This is a genomic window from Thiothrix subterranea, assembly GCF_016772315.1.
GTDB classification, from domain to species: Bacteria; Pseudomonadota; Gammaproteobacteria; order Thiotrichales; family Thiotrichaceae; genus Thiothrix; species Thiothrix subterranea.
Genome location: NZ_CP053482.1, coordinates 903,229 through 915,517 on the forward strand (window position 1 = coordinate 903,229; position 12,289 = coordinate 915,517).

General features: G+C 48.8%; 10 protein-coding genes. 4 read left to right on the forward strand and 6 right to left on the reverse strand.

From position 1 onward, the window contains the following. Nucleotides 1-12: 12 nt before the first annotated feature. From HMY34_RS04310 to HMY34_RS04320, 3 genes are all read left to right on the forward strand, one after another. Nucleotides 13-744 carry a hypothetical protein gene (locus HMY34_RS04310; protein WP_202718075.1) on the forward strand — a complete coding sequence of 244 codons (732 nt, stop codon included), beginning with the start codon at nt 13-15 and terminating at the stop codon, nt 742-744. A 47-nt stretch (nt 745-791) separates the two neighbouring features. Then, entirely contained in the window at nt 792-1,325 is a 534-nt protein-coding gene (locus HMY34_RS04315) for a hypothetical protein (RefSeq protein ID WP_202718076.1), read from the forward strand. Between the two features lie 215 nt (nt 1,326-1,540). Continuing rightward, nucleotides 1,541-2,854, forward strand: a complete 1,314-nt coding sequence (locus HMY34_RS04320; protein WP_202718077.1) for an SUMF1/EgtB/PvdO family nonheme iron enzyme — start codon at nt 1,541-1,543, stop codon at nt 2,852-2,854. On the opposite strand, the gene HMY34_RS04325 is transcribed toward HMY34_RS04320, so the two are convergent. The 3 genes from HMY34_RS04325 to HMY34_RS04335 are packed head-to-tail and all read right to left on the reverse strand — an operon-like array spanning nt 2,851 to nt 6,608. Next, on the reverse strand, nt 2,851-4,674 hold the full coding sequence (locus tag HMY34_RS04325; RefSeq protein ID WP_202718078.1) for a vWA domain-containing protein: 1,824 nt from the start codon (nt 4,672-4,674) through the stop codon (nt 2,851-2,853). The two genes, HMY34_RS04320 and HMY34_RS04325, sit on opposite strands and share 4 nt — an antisense overlap. 9 nt (nt 4,675-4,683) lie before the next feature. Then, on the reverse strand, nt 4,684-5,742 hold the full coding sequence (locus tag HMY34_RS04330) for an AAA family ATPase (protein ID WP_202718079.1): 1,059 nt from the start codon (nt 5,740-5,742) through the stop codon (nt 4,684-4,686). A gap of 14 nt (nt 5,743-5,756) precedes the next feature. Further along, on the reverse strand, nt 5,757-6,608 hold the full coding sequence (locus tag HMY34_RS04335) for a GNAT family N-acetyltransferase (protein WP_202718080.1): 852 nt from the start codon (nt 6,606-6,608) through the stop codon (nt 5,757-5,759). A gap of 29 nt (nt 6,609-6,637) precedes the next feature. Between HMY34_RS04335 and HMY34_RS04340 the strand changes: the two genes are divergently transcribed. Further along, nucleotides 6,638-7,699: an IS701 family transposase gene (locus HMY34_RS04340; protein ID WP_202716024.1), complete on the forward strand. Its 1,062-nt coding sequence runs from the start codon at nt 6,638-6,640 to the stop codon at nt 7,697-7,699. Here HMY34_RS04340 and HMY34_RS04345 read toward each other — a convergent pair. From HMY34_RS04345 to HMY34_RS04355, 3 genes are all read right to left on the reverse strand, one after another. Next, nucleotides 7,689-7,988, reverse strand: coding sequence for a hypothetical protein (locus tag HMY34_RS04345; protein WP_202718081.1), 300 nt, complete (start codon nt 7,986-7,988; stop codon nt 7,689-7,691). The genes HMY34_RS04340 and HMY34_RS04345 overlap by 11 nt on opposite strands. A gap of 40 nt (nt 7,989-8,028) precedes the next feature. Then, nucleotides 8,029-8,454: a TM2 domain-containing protein gene (locus tag HMY34_RS04350; protein ID WP_202718082.1), complete on the reverse strand. Its 426-nt coding sequence runs from the start codon at nt 8,452-8,454 to the stop codon at nt 8,029-8,031. Nucleotides 8,455-8,555: 101 nt separating this feature from the next. Continuing rightward, nucleotides 8,556-12,269 carry a hypothetical protein gene (locus HMY34_RS04355; RefSeq protein WP_202718083.1) on the reverse strand — a complete coding sequence of 1,238 codons (3,714 nt, stop codon included), beginning with the start codon at nt 12,267-12,269 and terminating at the stop codon, nt 8,556-8,558. Between the last annotated feature and the right edge of the window lie 20 nt (nt 12,270-12,289).

The window sequence follows — 12,289 nt, forward strand, 5'->3', positions numbered from 1 at the left end:
AAGGAGTAAAAAATGATAACACTAGGCGAATACATGAGTTTTATCTTTAAAGAGATTACCCGTGCGAGACAATATGCTGATGCCACTTCAATTGATATAGCAAAAAGTTATGCCAAAGACGATTTGCTTAAACACTTCTCCATTCCTCGGTTCAAAATTCCAGAAATGGAGTTGACAGTACCTGTACTGATCGCCGATGTTAATTATGACAATGAATACCTTTATTCGATCACAGATGTTGAATTCATCAACAAATTCAATAATGAACTTGACCGAAGTTTTAATGGAGTCTTCAAAGACAGGGATGGACTCAAGCATTCAGAAAATGAATTACTTATGGATCTATATAAAATAATATCTAATATTGTATTAAGTAAAAGCATTGATAGCTACGATGACATGCTCAAACAAGTTACCACGATGCTAGAACAAAAATTAGATGCAATAATCACCAAAATACTAAGCGATAATGGTGTACTTAAAGAATATGAAACAAGATTTCCAAAAAAACAACACTATATAGATCTTATTGAAAAATTCAAGAAATTTGTTTTGTTTAATATTAAAATCGGCAAAAGCACCTTGACAAACCTACTCATTAACCCTGAAACCTCAATCATTAACGAAAGTGCAAATGAAATGTCTATTTTTCAGATTAAGGCAAAAATTACAGAAGAAGGGATTTTTGTTAATTCAATGAAAGATCAAAACGGTAAAGAAATTTTCAGCGTTAATTTTGAATAGCTATGATACCCCTACTCCACCAACAGCGCAAACGACTTGATGAGTTAATGACTGAACTGTCAATAGCTTTGCAAATCTACGCAGAAGCATCTTATGACCTTGATTCCAAAATAGACGTACTGATAGATCATGCATTGGAATATTACCAAGATGCTGAGTTACCCACTATCATTGCCAAATTAAATATATGCAAATGTGACATTACAACACTGAAGAGAGGCTATCATCCAGAAACATTTTTAAAAATTGAAAGGGAAAAGAGAAACACTCAGTATTCTCAAATGTACCGGACGCTACGCCAGATAGAACACATTATAGGGGAAGACGCTCGTAAGATAAAATTCAAACTTGACCAAGCAGAAGAACTTATTGAGCAATTAATTCTGAATGCCATGCAACTAGGTCGCATTAATGAAGATATGATTCGCAACCGCAAGAACCAAGACGATCTAGAGCATATTTGGAAAACAATTGGCGAAGAACACAGCTTGAACATTTTTCAGAAAAAAATCGTGGTAACTTGTACATTTCTCGATGCGATAATATTACTAGATATAGTGTTTGATCATATGAGTTTGTAAAGAAAATTGTTATGTCTTACACCCAGCTTTACAAGATTTTAGTACCGAATGCACTATTGTATCGCAGAACTGAAAAAGACCCTAAGCCGACAAGGTGTCGTACATTGCATCAAAAATCACCTCAACCGAGGGAACTACAACTAAGATGGGCAAGAAATACCGGTTAAAATTGCCTATGCTTGATGGTATTTCCTGCCTAACAACATGGCGAATTTATGTACGACATTTTCCTAAGCTATTCGAGTCAAGACCGTGAACGCCTGATGCCGTTAGTGGATGCATTGGAGCAACAAGGCTGGTCAGTCTTCTGGGATCACCGCGCTATTCCGGTGGGCAGGGATTGGCACGAGATGATTGGCGAGGCGATTCAAGAATGCCGCTGTGTGCTGGTGGCTTGGTCGGTACACTCCATCAAATCACCCTGGGTCAAAGAAGAAGCTCTCGCGGGCAAAGAACGGAAAATCCTGTTTCCCATCTTGCTCGACAAAGTTGCTTTGCCATTTGGTTTTAAAGTACTGCAATCCGCCAATTTCAGCCAATGGGATCAACGCACTGATCACCCTGAATTTCTGAAATTAAACAAAGGTATCCGACGGGCGCTCAGTAAGCAACCAGCGCCACCATCTGATACCCCACAACCCTTAGCCGAGACACCGCGCCCTACCCCCGGACGTTTATGGACAGCAGGCATAACCGTCACCACTACCATTATCGCATCCATTCTCGGCTTGAATTATTTTATGCCGAATCCCACACCCGTTTCTCCCCCACTACCAACAACACCCCAGCCTGTTCAAGTGGCAATTAACGTATTACCAAAACGCCTCGCGTTTGAACCCGACATGGTGGCGGTTAAAGGCGGTACGTTTACCATGGGGTGTGAAAATGGGCGCGATGAAGTCGAAGGCGGCTGTTTTGCTGATGAAAAACCCATTCGCGAAGTAACCATTACCGACTTCAAAGCCAGCTCGCACGAAATTACGGTTGAGCAATACCTCCATTGCGTTAAAGCTAAAGCGTGTGACCAACCGCACTGGCAGGACACCAAAACGTTCGCCTTTTACGCCAAATTAGGGGAAACCATTACTGGTAATAATCAACCCATTGTGGGTGTCAGTTGGGATAATGCCCAGCAATACACCCGCTGGTTAAGTGGCGAAACGGGTACGTCTTATCGCCTGCTAACCGAAGCAGAATGGGAATATGCAGCACGAGCGGGTACAGCGACGGCATTTCCGTGGGGGAATGCAATCGTTGATGGATTGGCAAACTGTCGTCAGGATTTGTGTCGTGACTCCTTCCCAAATGCAGCGCCTGTGGGTAGTTTCGCGGCTAACCCGTTTGGCTTGCATGACATGCAGGGCAATGTGTGGGAATGGGTTCAGGATAGTACTGACGATGGCAGCCAACACCGCCTGCGGGGTGGTTCATGGGCAAATCGTCCCCAAGCGTTGCGCTCAGCCATGCGGCATCAACATCTGACTAAGCACCGGCATTACTTGGTGGGGTTTCGCGTGGCGGCAGATTAATTGCCCCGCTTACTCTCGAAATAAAACACGGGGCTTTGGGTCTTAAACGGCAAACGGCTTCCTGTCGGCATCAGGTAAGCGTGTTCCAAGCGGATATGCAACTCGTCAATGTACCCATCGGTGATAATCAACAACGGGCCACGTTTAGGGAAATTATCGGCTTGTTGTAACAAATCTACCGCTGGTTGCAATACCGTACCGCCACGCCCTTTGACTTCCACTTTATCCAACAAATAATCCGCTTCCACGTAGCCTGCGTCATAGGGTGTTGCATCGCAAAATACCAGACGCACATGCGTCACGTCCCGGCTCATGGCGTAAGCACTGATTGCGCCCAATGCCATACCCAAATCCCGCCGACTCATCGAGCCAGACGTATCCAACACCACCCCAAACGTCCGTCTCATTGCCGCCTGTTCCGGGCGATGCCAGTGCGGGCGCGGAATGTCGGGTGTCGCGCTTTGGCGACGGCTGATACGGGCATACGAACGCTGCTTTTCCACCGGTGGGAAAAATTGGTCAAGCCATTCGGTCAATTGCACATCCCACGGAATAGGCCGTTGGTTAATGGCACGGATTTCCTCCACCAAGCCTGCCGGAAATAAACCACGACCATGCGCTTGCGCGTACTCCAGCCCTTCACGCATACAGCGGCGGTAAAATTCATCCAACGTCACCCCGCTCCCCAGCGTCCACCAAGTTGGCGGGCGTTCATTGATAATGTCCGATTTCCCTTCGCCCCGCAGCGTCCTGATTTTCTCCAATTTACGCTGCCAGCGCAGATTGCTCACGATTTCATCGTATATATCTTCGGCGGAACGCCCCGCCAATTCGGGGTCATGCAATATGCCGACCGCAGGCAATTTACCCACTTGCATTTCCACCAACCAGCCGTTAATCACGTAGTCACACGCCACATTCCAGTAATACGCATCCCGCCCCTGTTCCCGCACATCGTGCCGCAAACCGATGTGCAAATATTCGTGCAGCAAAATAAAGATCAGCTCCTCTTTGGAAAATTTCCAGTGCGGGTTAATGTAGACCTCACGCAATTCGGGGTGAATCGCGGCCACCGCAATATGCATACGCTCACACAGCGCCTTGTCTTCATGCAGGCTAAAACTGCTGGCTAACGCCGATAACAACGGAAAAGAATTAATCACCCAATGGTTGGCTTGGCGAAGATTGTCACTCAATAGCGAAAATGCGCGAATTTCGTTGGAGGCCGTCGCCACCGCTGCTTGTACCGCCGCATTCAAGCCCGCCACAAACGCCTCGTGACGTGAACTGTCCGGGGTGTAATTCACGGTTTGTGAAGTACGCAGCTTCCAGCTAGGTTCAAAGCCGCCAATCCCCAGCCCCACATAAGGTTCTAGGTCATCCAAGTTTTGGAAGTAATGTGCCAGTTCTTGCTCACCCCGCAATGGCAAATTATCCAATGGCACGAAGCGGAACATTGTCGGCAATTTGCCAATGCCAATCTGCCGCGCAAAATGATGGGCATACAACTCGCAGGCAATGCGCCATTCACGGTTGCCGGGGCGCACATGCCCTAAACCCAAATGCAAATACCCTAAAGCGATGATGTAGACCCATTCCTCCACCTCTAGGCGTTTCTGAACATTAAGGTGAAACACCATGCGTCCACCTGATTCATCCAATTGCCCCCAACAGGTATCCGCTAACGGTTTGCTCGCATCATGCAACGCTAACGGTAGCAAGCGTTTAAATAACGGGTGCGCCACAAGTACCGCCAATGCCTCACTAATGGTTTGGCGATGCTTCGCGTATTTGGCCGTGTTATGTTTGGGCGTAGCCATCAGATGACCTCACTTACGTTTCAATAAACGCGGCAAATCACGGGCAATTTCCACCATGAACCAATCGGGCAGAGTACGCCCTTGTTCATCTTCAGCAATCACCAATTGCGCCATTTCCAAGGAAATACGCGCCAGTTGAATCAGCATATCCTTGGCACGGTTCGCCAGTTGGCTGACTTCCTGACTCATTTGTCCGCGTTCACTGGGTAAATTTTTCAACAAATGCGCGTGAAAACTTTGCGCCATGAAATACAGAATGTCGCGCTCCTCCGGCTTTTCTGGCCAGTTCTTTTCACCTTTGAGCAGCGCATGAATTCCGTAAGCCAATTGTTGCTGGCGGAAAAACCCAGAAAACTGTTGCGCATGGCTGGGCGTGAGTAACCCCGCCGCCAAGCGTTTGATGACGGTTTCATTCAAATTGGCTTCACCATAAGCCGCGAGGCTATCCGACAGCATGTGCCAACTGCGCGGGGTGGAAAACGGTTCTTCGTGCTTTGGGGGTTTTGCCCATAAATGATCCGGGCGGAGCTGGAGGTATTGCAACACCAAGCCATGAATACCGGCATGATTAGCCCACCCCAGCCAACTGCGGTGATCAGCCCGCAAGCTCACATGCACCATGCGGTTGATCAGGGCAGAAGACAAGGGTTTAACAATCGCGGCATCTTCCGCCCGATTACCCGCCCCAATCACGATGGAACCGGCAGGCAACATAAATTCACCAATGCGGCGGTCATTGATCAGGCTGTAAAAGGCTTTTTGCACTTCTTGTGAACAGGCGTTCAATTCGTCCAGAAACAAACAAAACGGTTGTTCGCGGGCGATCAGAGTCGGGGGGCAAAAGCGCGATTTGCCATCCATGATTTGCGGCACACCGATAATGTCTTCCGGGGCAAGCTGTGAACCCAGTAAGCTAACGCAATCTAAGCCCACCGCTTCCGCGAACTTCTCCACCAGTGAGGATTTACCGATACCAGGCGGCCCCCAGATAAACACCGGGCGTACCGGTGCAATATTCAACAGGAAGTCGAACAGCTCTTCCGTTGTTAATGATTGTGCAGCCTGCATAGCGAATATCCTTTTCAGTTAAGTGATGGTTCTTCATGGCGAGTAACACGCGCCACCAAAGCGGCAAGGTCTGAAGCGGTGGCAGTGTTTGCCAAGGCTGCATCAAACCGTTGGTAGCTTTCCGGGTCATGGTGTTCCAACCAATGGAAAGCTTTTTTCGGTCCCAAATACCACAGGCTGCGAAAGGCAAAGTAGTCTTCCAACAAAGCCGTAAGCAACCATGCCTTGCGGTAGTGGCCTTCTATATCCTGCTTGGCACTGCGTACCAACATTTTTTCTGCCCATGCCTGCCGTGTTGCCCGCTCTAGGGCAGTTAATGGTTCAGCACCCGCCTCAAATAAAGCGGCAACCTTTTCCAAAAATAAGGACGCAACCTTGCCGTGTTGTAGCAATATAATACTATTGTGTAAGCGCAAGGTTTGCGTATCCGGGCTGTGTAAATGTGCTTCAGGGTAAATAAAAGCATCCAGCCAGACACCGGCATATTCAACTGCATAATGTACGCTCTCCGCTACAGGTGCAAACGCGGCTATATCGTAATCACTGGCTGGCGTGGCTGTCCCGTCAGCCCGCGAACCGTACAATAGCACCGTGTGAACCTGATAACGCTCAACCAAGTGTGAAACCAGTTGGTTAAGAATGAGGTCAAGCGCATAAACATGCAGGGTGGCATCATCGGCACGCGGGTTCAGGTAAACCCAACCGTGCTTCCGGTAAAACGCAATGGCTCGCTGGTTGCTTTGGCTGACACTCAGCCACACCGTTTTGCAACCTTGGCGCTGGAATGCCTCTAGTACATAACGGTGCATGATTTCGGCAATGCCTGTGCCTCTGGCGACCGGAATCAGGTAGCTGATGTTACGCACTCCCTAGCCGAGTCGTCTATATTCCAGTGATGAACCAGAACCGCCTAGACCTCTACACCGACTACCTGAGCGTGACGTTTGGTTACGCCACGGCGACAGGCTTATCTCAAATGCTGGATGGTCAAGTCAGCCATGATGCGATCAGCCGCTTCCTGTCCGAACGCGACTACACCTCGAAAGACCTTTGGAAACAGGTCAAAAGTCTCGTCCGTGAGGTTGAATCGGATGATGGGGTTCTCATCATTGATGACACGGTGGAAGAAAAGCCCCATATGGACGAAAACGACCTGATTTGCTGGCATTATGACCACTGCCTAGGACGGAACATCAAGGGCATCAATTTAGTGAACTGCCTCTACCACGCGAACGACACCTCCATTCCGGTTGCGTTTGAACTGGTACGTAAACCACTGCGTTATTGTGACCTCAAAACCCGGCAAGAAAAGCGGTGCAGTGACATCACCAAGAATGAACAGATGCGGGCTATGATTGATGCCACTATCCAGAATCAGGTGAAATTTTCATGGATTCTGACAGACATCTGGTTCGCATCCAGCGAAAACATGGAACACATCAAGCAAACCCGGCACAAGGACTTCATCATGGCACTGAAAAGCAATCGGCTGGTGGCCTTGAGCGAAGCTGCTCGCAAGGAAAAACGTTACACCCGGCTCGACCAACTGGAATGGTCAGAACAACACGCCGTCACGGGCTGGCTGAAGGGGCTGAATTTCCCCGTCAGGCTTGTCCGGCAAGTCTTTACAAACAAGGATGGCAGCAGCGGCATTTTGTATCTGGTCTGTAGCAAGCTGGACGCTGAGTGGGACGAAATCACCTCACTCTACCAAAAACGGTGGAAAGTGGAGGTCTTTCACAAATCGCTCAAGTCCAATGCCGCCTTTGCCAAGTCGCCTGCCCACACACCCAGGACACAAGCCAACCATCTATTTGCCTCGATTGTTGCCGTGTTCAAGATGGAATGTTTGACTGTGAGGAAAAAACTTAACCACTTTGCCCTCAAAGCAAAACTCTACCGCAAAGCCATCAAGGCGGCTTTTGAGGAGTTGCTCGCTTTTCGGGCTACTGCGTAACATCAGTCAGGTAGAACAAGTTGACATAGCCTTGAAACAGGGTCGCCTCATCCAACCTGAATTCCAGTTGCCCGACGATTGCGCCATCAATCCATACATGTACGACACCACCGGGGTTGACTTCCGCGTAACGCCTTAGCGCCTGCGCATAACGTTCACCATTTATACCGACTTCCTGTTGCCAACGGCTGTCCGAATCAAAACTGGTGAGGAAGGCATCCCGACGGAATTGGATGCAGGTTGCCATATTCTGTTCCAGATCGGCTGGATGAAATTCGATAGCTGACATAGTGAATATACCTAAAACAATGTTGCTGAAAAAAATTTAATCATTCCCATTCGCTAACAGCAGCACCCTTAGCCAAGATGGAACCAATTTTATATGCGTGGATACTGCTGATAATGCCAACACAAAACCATAGGGTTCCAAACGATCCACCACCCAACACCAAACTGACCACAAACGTTAAAATGGCTCGCTTGGTTTGTCCAAGATAAAACTCTCCCGTTCCTGGAATAAAAAAACTGATTAATGCAGCTTTACCTGCTGATTTTGGAAAAGCGGCTGGATAAACCCGATTGCTATCCTGAAAGGTGTCAGAACCCCGTTGTGGTGGAGTCTCATTGCTTGGTGAGGGATGTGGTGGCCGACCTGTTCCATTTGAAGGGTGAAGGTAATGACGGACAATCATACCAAGCAAGCCGAAAACCCCACTGACGACCGCTACCATAACCTCTGGTGATTCAATAATCATAATATATGCTCCATACCTGTTCCTGCTCTGTTGGAATCAGTGTATGCAAAGCCTCATATCCAGTCATAAAGATGCCGTAAAACTTCGGTAAAATTGCTGAATCAATAGCCCATAATCCCCAACCGCTCTGCCATTTCCTGCCTAACCTGTTCGGGCTTCATTCCCATACCGCCGTTAACTTGATAACGTTGCATCGCCATCCGATAAGCAGCTTCGGCTTTATGAGGGCGGTGCAAAACCAGTAAAGCACGTGCATGGTAAACATGAATATCCGACTGATAAATCCCATAGCTTTTATCCATAAGCGGGACAGCTTTACGCACCAATCCCAACAACATGACAGGGCTTTGCGATAACAACAACACCATCTTGGATGCCGAATACAGGCGAAGATCGTCAGTCAACCCCTGCAATAAACGCTCAACAATCCAATCTTTAGCCAATGACCAAATGTGTGAGTGAGGCACACTACCCAGCGCCAACAAGGTCTCCACCAGTTTGTCACTCACCACGACACTGGCAAGACATATTTGCTGCGCTTGGTGATGAATTCCAAACAAGCGAGCGGCGCATGACTGAATTTCATCCAAGGCAAGTAGCTGTAAAATACCCTCTTCAGTGATCGACAGTGGTGCAATTGCCTGCTGGAAGCTGGAAAGAATTTGTTCTGGCGGTAAGTGCTCAAGTTGTTTCCGAAACACACTTGCCGGGGCAAGCGCTGCATACTCTGGCAGCAGTGTACGCACGCCATCATCGTACCAATTGCCTGCTAATAGCAGCGGAATCCGCCCGGTGCTGCCGCGCTGAATACCCATGCGCTGCTCCAACATTGTCAGGAACTGATTGAGCGCTTTTTCAAAAGCGGTAGGGTGCGCGTGGCTATAGGAATGAAAAGACAACAGACGTTTTTCAGCCGATATGCCCAATAAGCAGCGCCCAAATACCCTTCCTGCCGCATCATAGGCATACACCACCCGTTTATTTAAATCCGCCGCATTAGCGACCACCGAGAAAAAATTGAATTGGTCATGGCTCAAACACGTCTCGAAATGATCCCCCATTTGCAGGATGTCAAACACATCATCCGCAAACTGTAACCGCAATAACAGCGTTGCTTCCTCGGTTTCAATTTCCACCCGCAAAGGGCTGGATTGCAGCCAAGGTTGCATATTGATACCGGCACGTTCCATGCTGCCCAGCCATCCCTGATTTTTAGGCACATAGCGTAAATCTTGATGTTCTCCCGCTAGATTGGCTCGCAATAACAAACTTGCCAAACTACGCTCCCTTTCCCCCAATTTGCACAGGGCTGCCAGACTGTGTTTATGCCGTTTGTCCTGCATCCACGCAGTTGGGATCGTGGGTAAATTCAGGCGCTCCTGAATATGCCCCTGAATAACCTGCCAGCAATGCCGCTGCCAACTTTCCAGCAGGTTGCTATAAGCAGCATGGCGTAATTTGCCCGAAAGTTTTTCCAATTGTGTCGCAGGAATAGCGGCAGTTGAGGTCAAACGCTGCTTTAGATTCAGCAAACGCTTTGCCTTTGCCTGTTGTTGTGCAGGCTCCAAGCACCCCGCCAGCTTTTGTTCAAGCACCACGATTTCCTGCTGCAAAGCATCAGGCTGGGGGCAATGAGCCGACAAAATACGTCGGGCAACCTTGTATGGCTCAAGGTGATAACGCTGTAAGTGCAGCAATGCGGGCTGAAGCGCATCCGGGTACGCCGACCAATCCATCGCAGAGGATGCAGGCAATACTGGCGGTGGTACAGACAAACTCATCTGCGCGATTGACGTGAGCATCGGCTGTAATTTTCCCAATACCTGCCATTGCCCACTTTCCATAAAATAATCGACCACCTCGCCAAAACCAGCCGTTGTTAGACTTGCAACAGCGGGGAGAGCCGTCTGTTTTTCTCTTCCTGCTTGCTCTGCCAGCGCATCGTCAGTTTCGTGCAAGCCCCAAGCCTTAACCAACGCCAGAAACCTGTCTACCGAATAGTCTCCAGCAAACAGTCCATCAATCCCCCCAATCTCCTCATAATCCATTAACGCAATATCTTGTTCTAATAGTGCTGAGAAAAAATCAACCTGCGGCCAATGCTGTGGCGTGACCCTCAAGAATGACAGCAATGCATTGGCACATTCAGCATCAACCCTACGGCGGTCGCATAACGCGCCCAACGCTGGGAGTACACAATCATGGTAATGCTCAATATCAGGAGCACACTCACCCGGTTTGAACTCATCAGCATCATAAAAATGGGGTGTTATCTTTTTCCAAGGGTAATGCAGCAAATCCCCCCAAGGCATCAACCGCTGGTTTAATTGTTCTACATTGGTCGCCTGCCCCAGATAGACCTGCATTTTCTTTATTAAGGACGTTCGTTTGCTGGGATCATGGAGTTGCTGCTCCCTGCGCAACCAATAACCTACCCAACGCAGCAACCTGTCAGCCCCGTGCCATTCGTGTTGTGGTTGCAGGGTATCCAGCAACACCTGTAAGCGTTGCAGATCAACTTGCTGCTCCACGGCAAAATTGAGTATCACCGGCAGATTCTGTTGATGGGGAACATAGCTTAATGCCGTCAACAACTCAGCAGGACTCGCATCAGCAGATGCTAACCAAACATCCAGTTGCGCCTCTACTTCCTGTATGTGGTAACGTTTCAATGTCCGCAATTGTTCCAATTGTTGAAAAATCGTATTCCTCTGCTCCGCCAATTGGATGCGCTGTTGTTTCGCTAATTTACTCGCAGGTAATGCCCGTAATTCTTCAAGCAACGCCGCACTCTGGTTTGCAAGTGCTTCCTTTTGCTGTCTAAAAATGGCTTGTTGCTGAACAAAATCTGATAGCAGCGTCTGGTCAATCTCCCCAAACATGCGTTCTGATTGCTGCTTTTTTGCCAGCCAATCATCCAGCAAATTCAGGGGAAACACCGTTTGAAGTGCTTGCACGTATTGACGACGCTCGCGGCGGTTTTTTAGTAATAACGCCTCTGCCCACACACACCAATCATGGCTAGTCAGTGTTTTTTCCTGCTGCTCCGCTGTAAATAGCTTGAGACGATCAAGGCACATGAGTAGGTCATAGCGGTAGAGCAGCCGCATTTCCCCTAACTTTGCTAACCAGTGTTGGCGCTCAGTCAGCGCATCCCCTTCCCAGATGGGATGTATGATCAACCGTAACAACCAAGAAACTTCGTGTGAGGGAATGTGTTGGAAGAGCGCAAATAGGCTGGCGCAGGCTCTCACGTGATCGCCGTCCCGTTCTAACAACTGGTGTAACGCATACTGCTCTGATGCCAACCAGCGTAAGGCTTGTGCCAGCGTGTCTGGTTCCATGCTTAACCACCAAACAAAACCTTCTGCCAATGGTCGTAATGCCGGAAACTGGCGGCAAAAGGTGCTTGCTTGCCGCTGGAGTTGTTCCCCGTAGCGAGTTTTATCCCCCAACAATGTCACAATCGGGTTCAGCGTTTGCCCATCCAGCAAAGCCCGTAACGCTTGTAATTTCAGGGTAACAGCCGCCCCCCAGCTATCCACATCACCCAACACCTCAGGCAATGCACGGGGGAAATCACTCACCAGTCGATTACGTGCCACCGATGCCTGCGCCAGATGTGTTGAGGTCAAGGTGAATGCCGTTGTATCCCACGGCATGGGGTAATAGAGTTGCTGCCAAACGACTTGCTGGTTTTCCACCGCACTGGGGTAGCCCCACAACCAGCCAAGCTGGGCGCGTAACAACAGCTTGGCACGGGGGATAGCGCTTTTGTGTTTGCCAGAAACCGGCAGATCAACATCGTATTGCATTACTGACACTCCATTAGATT